This window comes from Lacipirellula parvula (assembly GCF_009177095.1).
GTDB classification, from domain to species: Bacteria; Planctomycetota; Planctomycetia; order Pirellulales; family Lacipirellulaceae; genus Lacipirellula; species Lacipirellula parvula.
In genome coordinates, this window is record NZ_AP021861.1 from 1,367,288 (window position 1) to 1,382,017 (window position 14,730).

General features: G+C 58.2%; 14 protein-coding genes. 8 read left to right on the top strand and 6 right to left on the bottom strand.

Annotated elements, in window-relative coordinates; genetic code table 11:
* The first annotated feature begins 92 nt into the window (after positions 1-92).
* From PLANPX_RS05100 to PLANPX_RS05115, 4 genes are all read left to right on the top strand, one after another.
* A complete protein-coding gene (locus tag PLANPX_RS05100; RefSeq protein WP_152097688.1) occupies positions 93-2,681 on the top strand; it encodes a phage tail tape measure protein in 2,589 nt (862 codons plus the stop codon).
* Between the two features lie 181 nt (positions 2,682-2,862).
* Positions 2,863-3,489 (top strand): hypothetical protein, encoded by a 627-nt coding sequence (locus PLANPX_RS05105; RefSeq protein ID WP_152097689.1) that lies wholly within the window; start codon positions 2,863-2,865, stop codon positions 3,487-3,489.
* A gap of 15 nt (positions 3,490-3,504) precedes the next feature.
* Positions 3,505-5,271 carry a S8 family serine peptidase gene (locus PLANPX_RS05110; protein ID WP_172991883.1) on the top strand — a complete coding sequence of 589 codons (1,767 nt, stop codon included), beginning with the start codon at positions 3,505-3,507 and terminating at the stop codon, positions 5,269-5,271.
* A 104-nt stretch (positions 5,272-5,375) separates the two neighbouring features.
* Positions 5,376-6,020 (top strand): hypothetical protein, encoded by a 645-nt coding sequence (locus PLANPX_RS05115; RefSeq protein WP_152097691.1) that lies wholly within the window; start codon positions 5,376-5,378, stop codon positions 6,018-6,020.
* A gap of 128 nt (positions 6,021-6,148) precedes the next feature.
* Here the strand turns inward: PLANPX_RS05115 and PLANPX_RS05120 are convergent, their stop codons facing one another.
* Complete coding sequence (locus PLANPX_RS05120; protein ID WP_152097692.1) at positions 6,149-7,489, bottom strand: tyrosine-type recombinase/integrase; 1,341 nt, start codon at positions 7,487-7,489, stop codon at positions 6,149-6,151.
* Between the two features lie 580 nt (positions 7,490-8,069).
* Between PLANPX_RS05120 and PLANPX_RS27180 the strand changes: the two genes are divergently transcribed.
* Positions 8,070-8,222, top strand: coding sequence for a hypothetical protein (locus PLANPX_RS27180; protein WP_172991884.1), 153 nt, complete (start codon positions 8,070-8,072; stop codon positions 8,220-8,222).
* Between the two features lie 36 nt (positions 8,223-8,258).
* Here the strand turns inward: PLANPX_RS27180 and PLANPX_RS05125 are convergent, their stop codons facing one another.
* The 4 genes from PLANPX_RS05125 to PLANPX_RS05140 form a co-directional block, all read right to left on the bottom strand.
* Entirely contained in the window at positions 8,259-8,489 is a 231-nt protein-coding gene (locus tag PLANPX_RS05125) for a hypothetical protein (RefSeq protein ID WP_172991885.1), read from the bottom strand.
* A 658-nt stretch (positions 8,490-9,147) separates the two neighbouring features.
* Positions 9,148-9,363, bottom strand: a complete 216-nt coding sequence (locus PLANPX_RS05130) for a hypothetical protein (protein WP_152097694.1) — start codon at positions 9,361-9,363, stop codon at positions 9,148-9,150.
* A 100-nt stretch (positions 9,364-9,463) separates the two neighbouring features.
* Entirely contained in the window at positions 9,464-9,718 is a 255-nt protein-coding gene (locus PLANPX_RS05135) for a hypothetical protein (protein WP_152097695.1), read from the bottom strand.
* 1,075 nt (positions 9,719-10,793) lie between these two features.
* Positions 10,794-11,084, bottom strand: coding sequence for a hypothetical protein (locus PLANPX_RS05140; protein ID WP_152097696.1), 291 nt, complete (start codon positions 11,082-11,084; stop codon positions 10,794-10,796).
* A 120-nt stretch (positions 11,085-11,204) separates the two neighbouring features.
* Between PLANPX_RS05140 and PLANPX_RS05145 the strand changes: the two genes are divergently transcribed.
* The gene (locus tag PLANPX_RS05145; RefSeq protein ID WP_152097697.1) at positions 11,205-11,498 is read left to right on the top strand and encodes a hypothetical protein; all 294 of its coding nucleotides are present in this window, start codon (positions 11,205-11,207) and stop codon (positions 11,496-11,498) included.
* A gap of 195 nt (positions 11,499-11,693) precedes the next feature.
* Here PLANPX_RS05145 and PLANPX_RS05150 read toward each other — a convergent pair whose 3' ends face one another.
* Positions 11,694-12,053: a rhodanese-like domain-containing protein gene (locus PLANPX_RS05150; RefSeq protein ID WP_152097698.1), complete on the bottom strand. Its 360-nt coding sequence runs from the start codon at positions 12,051-12,053 to the stop codon at positions 11,694-11,696.
* Positions 12,054-13,569: 1,516 nt separating this feature from the next.
* On the opposite strand from PLANPX_RS05150, the gene PLANPX_RS05155 reads away from it, so the two are divergent.
* A complete protein-coding gene (locus PLANPX_RS05155) occupies positions 13,570-13,833 on the top strand; it encodes a hypothetical protein (protein WP_152097699.1) in 264 nt (87 codons plus the stop codon).
* A 166-nt stretch (positions 13,834-13,999) separates the two neighbouring features.
* A complete protein-coding gene (locus tag PLANPX_RS05160; RefSeq protein ID WP_152097700.1) occupies positions 14,000-14,401 on the top strand; it encodes an RrF2 family transcriptional regulator in 402 nt (133 codons plus the stop codon).
* Positions 14,402-14,730: the final 329 nt, after the last annotated feature.

Sequence of the window (14,730 nt, forward strand, 5' to 3'; positions counted from 1 at the left end):
AGCGCCGATGGTCGGCGCCAAGCGACTCTCAACAAAATTTCTACCGTCCAGGCGCCCGTTTATGGCGCCTTGGGCGCCAATAGCGATAAATCATGGAAATCATCAATAAACTAGGGTTCGACGCCTCGCAGGCGATTGCCGAACTCACCAAACTCGACAACGCCCTGCTGAACTTGCAGACCGCCTTGCAGAACACCGGTAAGACGGCGGGCCAGTTCGGCACCGCCAGTGCCAACATCGGTAAGCAACTGCAAAGGATCGGGGATTCGTCCACGACTGCCGCCAATCAGGTCGGACAGAACGTCCAACGCATGACGACGAGCCTCGCGCTCTTGTCGCGCGTCGTGTTCACTCAGGCCATCGTGCGCGGCCTCAGTACGTTGCGAAACAGCTTCAAGGCGACGGCGAACGACGCCGCTGACTTCCAGCGTTCGATCTCATTGATCCAGACGATTGATGACAGCCGACAATCGGCTGATGATCTCTCGAAGGCCGTTCGAGATTTGAGTAACGAGTTCAACATTCCGTTGCTTGAAGCGTCGGCGGGCGTCTATCAGGCCATCAGCAATCAAGTCGGCAGCGCCGCCGAGTCACTGGAATTCGCGGGAAAAAGTGCCGAGTTCGCCAAGGCAACGAATTCCTCACTGGCTAACAGTGTGGATTTGCTCTCCGGCGTCCTGAAGTCCTATAACTTGAACGTCTCCGAGACGGACCGAATCAGCAGCGTTTTCTTCAAGACGATCGACTTGGGTCGTGTCGAAGCGAACGAGCTGGCGAACGCCTTCGGTCGTGTTGGTCCTCGCGCGAAGGACATGGGGATTTCGACCGAAGAAACGGGCGCGGCCCTCGCTTCGCTTACCGTTCGTGGCCTCAAGACGAACGAAGCCATAACGCAGCTATCTGGAATCATGTCGGCATTGTCAAAGCCATCGGAAGCGATGAAGGAAGCCCTTCAGCGTCTAGGCGTCGACAGCGGCGAGGCTGCGATTCGTGCATTCGGACTGTTCGGGACGCTGGAACGGCTGAAGGGGGCGACAAGTGGAAGCGCAGCGGAAATGGCCAAGCTGTTCCCCAACGTCCGGGCGCTTGGCGGTGCAACCTCGTTGCTCGGCGACGGCCTGAAGAGTGCAACGGCGAACCTTGCCGAAATGAATGCCGTCGGCCGGGACTTTGCTCACGGGCGGTACTTGCAGAGCATCGCAAATGATGGGGAGCGAGTCCGCAAGGAGTTCAACGAGATCAAGAACGTCTTCACTACGGAAATAGGCGGCGCACTCTTGGAATCGACGAAGCAATTCCTGGGTATGACGGACGCCACTAGCAACCTAACGGATACAATCAAGTTCGCCACCCCGGCTGTGGGTAGCATCACTGCTGCTATCGGTCTCCTCATAGGACAACTCGCTGCCGCCAAGCTGGGTGCTGCGGGGTTGGCTACCGGTTTGGGAGCTTTGGCGCTCATCCCTGCCGCTATGGCAGGCGGCGAGCTAATCGGGGCGTCAATCAACGAGACTCGAACCGAAGCGGCAATCGGTTCCATCAAAGCGCTGCACGACGCCAACGCGAAGGAAGTCGAGGATTTCCGAAAGGCGCAACAAAGCAAGGTAGACGCTGCTAACGCTGCCGATCAGGCTCGCGTCATCAGCGCTCGCACCGCAGCGGCACAGATTAGCGCCGCGCTGAGTGCGACGGAGATCGCTACCCAACTCGACTCCGATTCAGGGGTCACGGCATTGGAGGAAACGTTCGGCCGCCAAATCACGACAATGCGCGACTATGTCGCCGCGCTAGAAGTTGCCACGCAGAAGACGGCGGAATTCAGAACGCAGCAGGCCAATGCTGCCCTAGCTCAAAAGCAAACCGTGGAAATCCAGGAAGAGCTTGGGCACGCTCTGGATAGACTGGGCGACCGTGGCTTGACCGACGTTGCCGGGTTGGCGGTGTTCGGTGATGGCCTTCAGGCGGTGTCTCAGCTTCGCAACCAGATTCACGAATTAGCCAACAGCACGTCAGTCTCCGAAGAGCAGATGGAGTCGCTTCGGCAGCAGTTCCTGTCGTTCGTGCAATCCGTTGACTCTGCATCGGGCAAGCAGTTTTTCCTCGACGACGTACAGCAGTTGCAGCAAGCCTACCAATTGTTGCAGCAGTTGCAGCAGGCTCAGACTCAGAGTGTCGTCGATCCGAACCTTCCGATCTATCTGAGCAAGCTCGAACAAACGCTCGCGCTTAACCCTGCTGGCCAATTCGGTCAGGCTACGCAGGCAATGAACCTAGCAGTTGGCCCGACAGCTGCAATTGCCGCGAACTGGGAACGGGCAGCGGCAGCAGCAGAACGGGCTGCCCGAGCCGCTGCATCAGGTGGAGCGACGAACCAGGCGTTCGGCGGCATGATGCACCTGGCTGAAGGTGGCTTTGCTAGTCGTGGCGTCGACACGATCCCGGCGATGTTGTCGCCCGGTGAGTTCGTGGTGAACGCCCGATCGTCTCGGAAGTTCTTCTCTCAGCTTCAGGCAATCAACGCTGGCCAGACGCCGAGCTTCCGTGAGAACGGCGGCAGTGTGACGAACGTTGGTGACACGACAATCAACGTCAATGGCGCTCGCGACCCGTCAGTCACGGGGAGCGAGGTCATCCGCCTGATCAATCGAACTCAGCGGCATGGCACCAATCGCATCCGCTAAACGACAAGGCCCGGTAGCAATTGCTACCGGGCCGTTTTGTTTCAACTAGGTCGCGACAGCCCTGTCAGCTAGGATTGAGTGCTGGCAGTGCTGGAATGCTTATTGTCGGCAAACTGGGTCCAGTATATTGCGTTTCCGTAACGCATGCGTTTACAATCCTGACCAGGGTAAGGAGACACAAATGGTTCGTACATTGTTAGTTACTGTCGTCGGACTATTCGTATCGGCGACGGCCGCAGCAGAAGAGATTCCGCTCAAGAGTATCTGGGCGCTGGATATGCCCGGCACGCAGGACATTCGCAAATTAGACCCACCGCGCGAAAAGCAGCCTGAGTCGGTCCAAGAGTTCATTAAGAGCAGCTTGGTTGAACGAACGGCGCAGACGCTCAATTCCGACAAGCTAACACGAAATGGCGGCACTGGGCGGGGGTTTGTTGTCGCTGCAACTGGGGTTGAGGCACTAAAGCAATCCCATGACGTGTTAGCAAAAGAAGCGGAACGAGTTGATTCCGTCCCCGCAGGCGAAGAATTGTCATTGGTTTTTTACTCGTATTCCAGTGGGCAGTACGTCCACTTGGAACAAGTCGAACGCGATGGCGAAACTATCACCGTCAAGTACAGAAACGTACCGCACCGCACATTGGATATGAGCCCTCATATTGCCTTGATACCACTTGGCGAACTATCTGCCGGCAAATATCGCGTGAAAGTCGAAGAGCTACCCCCGAAAGAGAAAACGGACACCCCACAAAAAACGCGGCATGTCGTGTGCGATTCGTTTTCTTTTGTTGTCTCGAAAACGGAGTAGAGAAGGATGGCGGCAATGAGATTCCCTTTAGCGGCAGTATTTGTATTCTCGCTCTGCGGCTCTGCCTTTGCCGATCAAGATTCCATCGGCCCTGACGGCATTAAGTCAAAGGCAACTGGTTTGACCGGGGCCGGAGTTCTCATCGGCCAAGTTGAGCCGGGTAGACCGGGACAACCGGGAGTTGATAACGGCATGTACACACACGCCCAAACGCAACCCTTTGCAGTATACGCGGGCAATGGGAGTGACAGCCCCAATTCCGCTCTTGTCCAAGGTGCAATAGGAGCCCACGCAACCGAAGTAGCTGGCGTTATGATCGCCAAGCCGACGCCGATCAACTTATATGAAGGCGTAGCCCCTAACGCGATTTTGCATGCGAACGGCGATTCAGGGGCGGGAGGGGATGAAGTATTCGCCGTGGCTTTGAATCGAATTGCTCGAATTCCCGGTATGCGCGCCATCAATATTAGTGAGGGGCGGGCGTTGCAGCCCTTCATTGAATCGCCGGACGGCAACACTATCATGACGCAGATCGTCGACTGGACTGCTATTCGGTATGACGTTCTGAATGTTGTGGGCGGTGCGGAAGACAACGGCCCGGCTGCTGTACCTCAAGACAACTTCAATGGCATAACTGTCGGCGCTTCGCAAAAGGTACGCGATGGTGAAGGCAATCCCGTTGGCCAGTTTCGGCAGGTTGCGGATTTCAACTTATTTGACCCCGACCTAGACGCCGTCGGCGTGCGAACATCCATCGACATATTAGCTCCCGGCGATGATATCTTACTCACTAGCAACAATAATCTAGGCCGCGTTCGCGACGGCACGAGCTTCGCCGCTCCGCACGTCACCGGAACGGCTGCACTACTACATGAGTATGCTACGACTCAAACGGGGTTGAGCGGTGCGCCGGGATGGGACTTGGACAATTCGCATCGACATGAGGTAATGAAGTCGATCATTCTCAACTCGGCAGACAAGATAAACGGCGTTCACGGGTCAACGCGAACAGTGGTCGATGAGTTTGACCAGAATTGGCTACAGCGTTCGGCAGGCACTAGCGATTTGATTGCGTTGGATGAGGATATGGGAGCCGGTCATTTGAACGCTGGTGCTGCGCTTATTAACTTTCAACCCGGCGAACAAGAGCCCGGCACCGTCTCACGCATCGGGTGGGATTATGGCACTGTTGGGGCGCCTGGGTCATTCAACGATTATGTAATTGACCAGCCGATTTCCGGTTACGTTGCGATAACTCTTGCGTGGGACAGAAAGGTTGAATTACTTGAGGGCGACGAAACCTATACGTCGGGCGAGGAATTCATCGGTCGCGACTTGAACGACTTAGATATCTACTTATTGCCAGCCAATTCGGACGACTTGGAGGCCGTGCCCCTCGGCATGAAGTCAATTACCTTTGACGACAACGTAGAGCATATTTTCTTCGACGTTGGCGAGGGCGGGAACTACAAAATCAAAGTGGTCCATGCTGGCGGTCTAGGCGACGATCAAAACTACGGCCTGTCGTGGTGGATGGGCGATCCGCCTGATGACATTCCGGGCGACTTCAACGGCGACGGTCAAGTCGACGGAGCCGACCTACAGGAGTGGAAGGACGGCTTTGGCACGGATTACGATGGAAACGACTTCCTCACTTGGCAACGCAACTATGGGACGGGCGTGCCCGCCACCTCAGCATGGGCTGCCGTTCCTGAGCCATCTGGCTTGCTGCTGGCAGCTACGGGCTTGATGATTGGATGCTGCGTTCGAGGTAGAAGGTAAGTCGTCGCCCTAAGCAAATTAGCCGGAAATCCAGAGGGCCCACCTGTCAGTCTGTCAGAGGGTAGGACTGCGAATCACTGGAAAATCTCAAGACGTAAACTCTTATGCAAGTCGCTAAGTGGATTGCTACTGCGGCGGCGGTACTCTTGATTGGATCGGGAGTCTATCAACTCTTTCTAGTAACTCCTCGCCCTGCGACATTGGGCGTATCACTTGTTGTATCTGGGGCGAGCATTTTATATGGTCGTTCGTGGGGATACTATATTGCTTATCTGTGTGCGTTTTCCAGTTTGATATCCCCGCAACGAACCTGGCTTATACCTGTTGCTTCCACAGTCCGTCGCTTCCTCTGGCTAAATACCGGCATCGAACCAGAGCTAATCAATGTTTTGCTTAGCCTTCTGCTTGTCGGTTTGCTTGGTTGGACGCACTACGTTCTGCAACAAACACGCCAATTGGATTTACCAATGTCGTTAGCTATCCGCCGCTCTACTACCAAAGTCGCGCTCGGTATCAGTATCGCGATGATACTGATACCTGCTGCAAGTTTTATTTATCAATTGGCAATTGACCCGCCTAGGTCGGGAGTTCCTGCTACACCCGGGGGCGGATTCCGAGCATTATATGTTCTTTTCTATAGCTGGCCATTCGTACTTATCGGCCTCATTGGTAGCAGTGTTTGTTTGGTGATTCTCAAGCAACTGGGAACGAAAGCGGGCAGCGGCAGCGATAGCAGCGAGGCCTTCTAACCGGCGTTGGCAAAACAGAGGCGGGCCGCTTGCCGGCCGCCAGTGAGTAGGGTTGCCATCCGGTAGGTTTTGCGCATTTGTCGCGCGTTTCGCATTTCTAGGCGTTTGACGCAAATTCTGGCAGACTCTTAATCAGTAGGTTCATGGTTCGAGTCCATGAGGGAGCACTGATTCTCTGCGAGATCCTCTGAGTTCTCGCGTTTTCCAGCCTGTGGCTGCACAGAAAACGACTCGCTGCCATCTCTTGCGGCTGAGTACTGCACCGGATTTTGCAGCGCTTTGCCCCCCGTTGGCTGGGTCGCGGCCCTCGCGAAGTCTTCTTCGGTCGTTCGCCAATAGAACGCTTGCGCGATCTCGATCGTGTGCCCAAGCCATTCGGACGCGACGTGCTGCGGATACTCCGCGACGATCTCCGTGGCGCGAGTCTGCCGCAAGTTCTGGAACAGCTTTGGCCATGGCGTGAGGCCTGCGCGAGCGATGATCCGCTCCAGCTGCGTTCGTAGGTTGGCGTTGGCGCCGCGGTAACGAGTGATCACGTAAGCCTTCGCCCGCTCCTTCGGCGGCATGGCATTGACGGTGGCCTCTACGATCGCCCATGCGTCTTCGAGGAACGGTCGGAGCTCAGGAAAGATCGGCAGCGGTCGAGAGGCGCCGCCGTGATGGTGCTCGGTCTTGGGACTGCGGACCGTGATGCGATTCGCTTGCCAATCGACGTCGACCCACCGGAGCGCGAGATGCTCTGACGGGCAACGCAGTCCACCGAAGCGACTCAGCGCGAACAGCAACCGCCACTGAGCATCCGGGCATGCGTCGAGAACCTTCGCAGCCTCCTCACGCGTCACGAAATAATCTCGCTCCCGATTGGATCGCACGGATACCCCCTTCATGCCAGCGAATGGATTCTCGGTGATGATTCGATCGCGAACGGCGGCGCGGAAGAACTGGCGGGCGAACCCGCACCGGCGCCGAACGGTGTTGTCGCCGAGCTTCTTCCGTACGACCGTCCCGTTCGCTCGCTTCTCGCCCGCAGCCAACCAACGCCGCCATTTGTCGGCATCTTCCGCAGTGACGTCAGCGAGCAGCTTCTTCGCCCCGAAGTACTCCAGCAAGCCTCGCTCCGTCGCGCGGTAGTTGATCGCGGTCGATTCCTTCACGTCGGAGCGGCCTTCGATGTAGGCCGCCAAGAACTCACCGAGAGTCGACGCACTCTTCGCGGACCTCGGCGGGAGCAGCCCCACCTTCGCCAGCTTGTCGTGGAGCGTCGGCGTCAGGTTGCGGACCCATTCCGACGTTTTGGCACTCCAGCTCGTCTGCGAGATCAGCGCTGCGATTAGCGCCTCCACATGGCCCTTGATGTTCTCGGCCTCCTTCTGCGGCATCTTGCCCAGGCGAATCGATCGCCGTTTCTTCTCGCCCGCACTGAACTGGATCGTGCGATTGCCCTGTTTGTCCTTGCTCAGTGATGCCATCGGTCGGCGCCCTTTCCGTGTCGCTGCTCTGGCATGCGACGAGTTCGAGGTTGAGTTGAGCCGCGAGCAGATCGATCGCTCGCAGGCTGAGGCCGGATCGCGTTGAAGGATCCGCCGAGTTAACGAATCGCGAAAGCGTTGCCTGGTCGATGCCCGTGGCTTTGCTGATCGCGTAGCGGCTATGAGGCGATGAACGAAGTGCGGCCCGCAGACGCGAGCTCAGCGTGCTTCGTGAATCATCGTCGGCTGTTGTGCGTGAATCAAGCATGGTTCCAAAATAAAAACGAGTTGAGTGTCGTGTATGACGCCGCGGCCCGCGGCGTTTGAAGTGTGAATGTTCGAGTCTCGCGGCGACTGGTCTACGCGCGTGGCGTCACGAGCTTCGGACCTATTCTCGCCGTTGCTGTTGTGCTTGGCGTTAGCGATTCGAGCAACTAAAGTCACTGGCGAGATTCTGCTTGAGAAGCCGAAATAGTGCATTCAAGATCGGCGACGCTACAGCCTTCAACACAGTTGGCTTAGCATTCCGAGCGCCGGGAGATATTGCTACGTTCTTCTCCGTCAGCGAGTCTGAAGCTGCTTGAAGGAAACTCAGGCCCTCGAGATCGATCCGGCGACCGTGCTGCAGCATTCCATCGGCCGGCTGCACCTGATCAAGGAAGCCTGCCAGCGATACTCGCTCGGCAAGTATCAGCGGCTAGCGAGCCAAGCGATCGATCGCGCCGGCGTCTGAATCGTTCAATCCTGAAGCACTTGTGCTAGCGGATGGTCACATGCCCCTATCGGGGATCAAGTGAACCCGTACGTGGTGTTCGCTGTAGATCACGGCGAGCATGCGGATGGCGCCTTCGCGCTCGCTGGCGAAGCGACGCGCGGCGGTGAACTTACGATCGCAGACCGGGCAGAGATACTCCGCGGCGTACTCGCCTTCCTGCCTGACCATCGTGCATAAGTAATCAATCTCGCCCAACCGAAACCGGTGCTGACTGGTCGCCATCATCTCCTCCTGCCCTCAGTGTTTCGGCAGCGGAATCGGCGCCATTTAGCGGCGTGACGGGTGCTTTCAGGATATTAATGCACCACTGGCGAGCTATGGAATTTGCACTGCGCATTGAAAAGGCTCCGCGCGTGGTCAGCCGCTCGGAGCCTTCGTAACGACAGGCGATGTAACACTCTGTCGCTCCGGTCACTTCGCGACTAGCGCGGCGCTGCACTTAATACAGCGACCGCTAGAGAAGCACGCCTTGCAGGGGCGCCTCAGCGCGGGTTGGTTCTTGTCGGCAGACGGGAATGACCCAACCCCTTCGCAGTTTGGACAGCGACCGGAGTTGTGACACAACGAACAGGCGGGGTTGGCCATCTTGGCTCGTGGGTAGAAGTGCGGGCGATCAAATGCCACTACCCATCATACGCACGTAGTTAGCGGGAAACTCACCTATCTAGGGGGAATTGAGGGCCGCGACGCGTATTCACCCTACCCGCAAGACGACGCCGTGCCGAAGGGGCAGCCTCGACACGGACGCCGACTTCGCGAAGTCGAAGCGATGCTGCCGAGCGAAGAAATGCAGCACCTCAAACAGTTAGTTGCGGATGCAGTGCAAAACCGCCATTGAAAGCAACTAGTTTGGGGAATCAGCTGACATCAGGCCGCGGAAAGACTAATGCGGTCGGCCGAGCCGATCTCTCAGAACCCTGATAGCATCCCTGGCTTCCCGCAGTTCGCTGATGGCCGCCACTTGCGCGGTTGTGGCGTCCGTGACGCCTTGGGTCGTCGCAATGAGCTTTGACATAGCAATGTCGATTCGGGACTCCGCGGCAATCAGCAGCGATAGTTCGTCATAATCTAAGTTGCGGCGGTGTTGCTCGGTTCCCATGTGCCTATCGTCGTGTGGATCGAAAGCAAACTGTAGTGAATCAGTCGCGCAGCCCACTCTAGGGGGTCGCACACATCCTGGACCACCCACCCTGCCAAAGTCAGTTGAGCCCTTCCCGCGGCGGCTCGCCCGGAACGTGCTTGTAGAAGTGGTGGGCGCCGATAGCATCGTAGGCGTCCTGCTTGGCGGAGTTCCACTCGTTGCAGGGAGTGGTTTCCGTCTGCGTGAGGCAGCGCGGGCAGTACCAAGCGGCGTGATATTTCTCCCGTTGGCGGAAGATTGTCACGTCATATTTGAAGCCGCCAGCCGTGTATTGGCAGCTTTCAATAGGGTACGCCTCATCGGAGTTAGCCACTTAGTCCTCGGTTCAGTAGGCAGGAACCGAAATCATAGGGCAAATCCGGGGGCGGCTTCAGGTTGGCGGCTTCGCGCTACACTTCATGCAGCGTCCGCTCGCGTGGCACTCCTTGCATGCGCGACGCTCGGCCGGTCTCTTCTTATCCTCAGAGGGGAACGATCCCACTCCTTCGCAGTTGGAGCAGCGGCTCGTTCCTGAACACGCTTCGCAAGTTTCCGTCTTCATCTCTCTCTTCGGTGAGGGTGGGTGCAATTGGGTCGAAGAATACGCCGTCGCGACATAGCATAGCTGCGGCGTTCGTGAATTCCAGCCCACGAGAACGCCGCAGAACAGGGCGTCGAAGACGGATGCCCGCGCCGCGCCACTACTCGCGCGGCGCGGGCAACACGCTCGCTGGCTTGATCCTGAGATCAAAGATCGCGGGCTGCTGGATGATTTGATGCGGCCGTTGGCGGATGGGTCGCTTGAGGTGGAGGCGATGGGTGGGTTGTTCTAGCAGTCGGCTGTTGCTTTGAAGGCGGACCACGCCAAATGAATCAGCGTCAACAACACTGCGAGCAGCACCGTCGCGTACAGCAAAGACTCTAAGCTGTATCGGAAAGGTCGCTTCATGCCCCCACTATACCCGCTGGCGACGGACGGGGCGAAAGCGGATGGCACACCTCTGACGCGACTCAGTGGCGTCCGCGAACAAATCGCCTCGCATACTCAGCGACGGCAGCGCCTAACACTGTGAACGCTGCGGCTATTAGAAGTTAAAGCAATGCCAGGAAGGCAACCACCTTACCCACAACCTTTGCCACCTCGCCAACCGAATCTCCCCTACAGAGCTCGATGCCAGAACTGATCATCACCAGAGGCAGAAGAAAGCCAGAGCAGACGATCGCAAAAACGCTTCCGAAGGCCACACCATACCTAGCACCTCGCCGGACGGAGTCGCGCAGGCTGATACTAGCGAGTAGCATTGAGGGCTGGATCGAGTCTCGGATGCGGCGGCGAATCACCATCGCCGCATTCTACTGCCCGCGCTCCCCAGCGAAAGCAGACCTAGCCGCCGGATTCTGGGGCGGAGTTAATCACCCTGCTCGGGCAATTCCGAGTAAGGCGTTTCTGCCCTGTCTAACGAAGCAACGGACTCTGACCGTGTGCCCTGATCACTTACTAAGCCGCCGCCGCTGTCGTTGGCAGACCGATGCAGCCAAGCGGAAATTGGTACTGTTGGAATTGCGAAGGCGAGAAGCACGCAGACGGCGATCAGTAGCGGCCGGCTGCCCGGGTTACGGTGCAGGATTTCCGCGACGGCGAAGAGTGCGATCCATACGGCAAGCGTCAGCCACCCGAAGATCGACTTCACTAAATCCATGCCGCCCATTCTAACCGCCGCCGAGTCGGGTTCCTACGCCACCAACATGCCCTTCCGTATGCTAGAGTTTCAGGTGAGAGGACATGTCTCGCCAGTTTGGCATGCTTCAGGACGGGTGCCATGGTCCAAACGTATCGCGTACCGATTGCCGTTACCGTTGTTTGGGCAACCACGGTGTTGCTCGCCGTGTGGTGCGGCAGCCTGTCCGCTTCCGCGGGAATCCTGCCCGACCGGTGGATGGGCATCGGAATGGTCTTCGGCCTGGTGAACGTCGCCCTGGTAGTCGTTGGCGCGTGGTATCTGCCCGCGAGCATTCCTCGGATCATCGCTCGCCTTCTTCAGTTAGCTGGCATGGCTGGTGCGCTTTGGGCTGCAGGAACGCTCACACGAGCGATCTACGCGCTCACCGTCTGACCAGCCGGCGCGAAGGCTTTGCTCTGCGCATCGTCCGGCGTCATGTTGTCAAAACAGCCTAGTTTAGGTCGCGGTGACCAACTGTTCGTCGTCGAACTCAACCGCCGGCGCCGTCCACTCGCGCCGCATGCCGCCGCCTCCGCGCCCGGAGAGAGATCCGACGTCGCATGACAACTTGTCACTGGTCAGCCGAGGCTACTCCACCGCCAGTCCCGCCGCCTTCCACGCCTTGAAGCCCCCAGCCAGCGACGAGACATCCTCATAGCCCATTCGCTCGAGGCTCTCGACTGCCAGCGCGGATCGCTTGCCGCCACCGCAGTAGCAGGCGATCGGCCGGCTGACATCCGGCTCGACCTCTTCGATCTTCATCTCAAGAACCCCTCGCGAGAGGTGCTTGGCGCCGGCGGCGTGTTCCTTGGCGAATTCGTCGGCCTCTCGGACGTCGATCAGCAGCCCGCCGTTCACGGCAATCTCACCGGCCTCGGCCGCTGAAACTTCCTGGATGGTTTCCTGCACCTCTGCCGCCAACTTCTCGAATCGTGGCCCGTGTGGCATCTTCGGCCTCCTCATTGCTCGGGTTGCTCCGCCTAACGCTCAGTGGAGAGGAACGCTGGAGTTGCAGTAGGTTTCACCGCATCTCGTGACAGCTGCGCCTCAATACCGCAGTCGAGCGCCGCTTAGTATTTGATCGGATCACCGGTCGCAGTTTCGGCGACGCCAGTTGGCTGTTGGCCCTGCGCGGGTCTAACCCCTGGGGCTGTTGGGGCGGCCGTTTGAGGCGATTGCTGAGTCTGTACCCGGTCCATTAGCGGCGTTTGGTAAAAGCGCCATTCACTGGCTTGCTGGTTCATCGCCTGAGCAACTGGCCTCGCAGCGTTGCTTGGAGTCGCCACCTGGTCCGCTCCTGGAACCGCGGCCCCAGTGTACCCCTGCACGTTCGTAGCATTGGCGGTGTCGTTGGAAGGTGAGCCACCGGCAGAGCTGGCTGCTCCCTCTCGCTGGGCCCCCGCAGCGGCCGGTTCAACGTCCATCCACCCGTAGTCACCGTCGAAGTCTTGTTGGCCAGTTAGCTGCCCTTGCTGCGCATTCGGATTCGCCGGATTGAAGTCGTTAGCCCCAATGCCATTAACGCTTCGCTGTTGCTGCGGAAGCATGGGGCCTCGGCCGCGTTGGTAGGGTTGAGCGCTGGACGTTCCTGCGCCTAGATAACCATTGCCTGCCCATGCCGCGTAGTTGCCCATAAAGCTCACCGCTCCGCCTGTCGGTTGTGGGCGCGTCCTTGGGCTCATCTGCCCAGCAGCGGCACCGCCAGGACTGCTGAAGGGAAGGCGCGAGCGGAGGTTGCCTCGAGGGCCAACCGCGCTAGTGCTCTGCGCGTTGGCGCAGTTGTGGGCGAGTAGGGTTGCAAGTACGGCGAACGTGATTGTTGCTAGAGATTTCATGATCCGAAGCCTCCCGGTTAGGTAGTTGAGCCGTAGAATTCACCGCAATGGGCGCGCCACTCCGAGCGTTCCATGAGCCTGAGCACTTTATTGACGGCGAAAGTGTACGGCCCCTGTCAGCGGTGCGAGTATCTAGGCCTTCTGTAAGTTCGCTCTGCCGTCGTCAATAGACGGGCCGTAAATCGTCAAGCGGTAACAAATTGTCGCATGGCGGAACGCGGCACACCTTTCGCATGGAGGGTGGTGCTGCGCACATCAGGGGCGCCGCGAGCTTCCTCATTCACATACCCCTGGTACGGCGGTTCCTGCGACAGTTCTTAGCCTTACGGCCGCAGCGAACCCCGCGCCAGCTTTCCAATTGTTTCCAATTGCTACGACTATGGTGGTCCGGATTAGGACCGCGCCGGTTGCAACCAATCCAATGCAATACGTCCTGCACATTGAAATCGGCGACGAAACTTTCGAGCCGCTGGAATACGTCGAGTGCCCTCCCATTGGTGCCTCTCGGGCGACTGATGGTCGGTCCAGTTCAGGAAGCTCCGAGCGGGGGCTACTGGCTAGGCCGACTGTCGATTCTTCAATCACACACTCCACCGCCAGCCTCGAGCTCACAATACGAAAGCTAATCAATGAGGATTACGACCACCTGCGGCTACGCCATCGCTGCGATGGCGCACATAGCCGCTCAGCCCTCCAGTTCCGCCGTTTCGAATGCGCGTATCTGCGAGGCGGCCATGCTCAATTGGCTACGCGAGTTCAACAGCTTCGCGACCGTTGAAGATGAAGCGGTCCGCAGCCTTCTAGCGAAATCGCTGCTGGTTCTCGAAAACTCAGCGGCGGTCGTTTCGCAGGCTGGCATTGAGTTGCTGGATAGCCACCCGTTCTTTTGGTAGCCGTGAATTGCCATCGATCTTGGCAATTGTCTTACTTATACTCTCCCCGCAGTTGCCGCGTTTCTGTCGCTTGGCGGAGGGCGAATCGCCGGCTTATGCGCTCGTGCCGAACTGAGAGTCGCGAGCGAACATTCAAACGCCAAGCCAACGCCAGAATTTCAGAGCAATGAAGTTAAGTAATTCGGTCGCCCACGCCCTAGCAGCCGTTGTGCAGGTTGCCGCCAATAAGTCCTCGAAGCCTCTTGCGAATCCCGCGATTTGCAAAATCGCAAAGCTGCCAGAGAGGTATATTCTGCAACTCATGCGTCGCCTAGTGAAAGGCGGCGTACTGGAAAGCGTTCGCGGCGTCGCGGGCGGTTATAGACTTGCCCGCGCGGCGGACCAGCTTACGCTCGCCGACATCATCGCGGCGCTGGACCCGATCGAAACCGAAGTTGGCTTGCTGTGCGAGTCGCTAGAGCCAGCTTCGCAACAAGTTGTGCGCCAAGCCTTCGAGGGATTGGAGGGCGACGCGAAACGGCGATTGGCTCAAATCCGCATCTCTGATTTAAGACCGGCGGGGGTGTAGGGTCTCACAACGCCACCACCATTCCGAGCAACGCCGCAACGACGCTCATTTTCGTTTCTTCATCGGCGGTCATGAATGCCCCCGATCAATCCCGTGCTGCTCGGAACCGTCGTCCCATGACATTTCTGACATTGCCCGTTGGCGTAGCACGCTTTACAGGCGCGACGGTTCGCGGGTTGCTGAGGGGCTTCAGGAGGAAAGGAACCGATCCCGGCACAGCGGGAACAGCGGCCGGTGCCATCGCACCAGTCGCAAGGCGTCGAAGCCATTTGAAAGTGCCTACAGTGAAGGCGTGTGCTGAGCTTGACAGGCGATGAAAGGTCAAATCG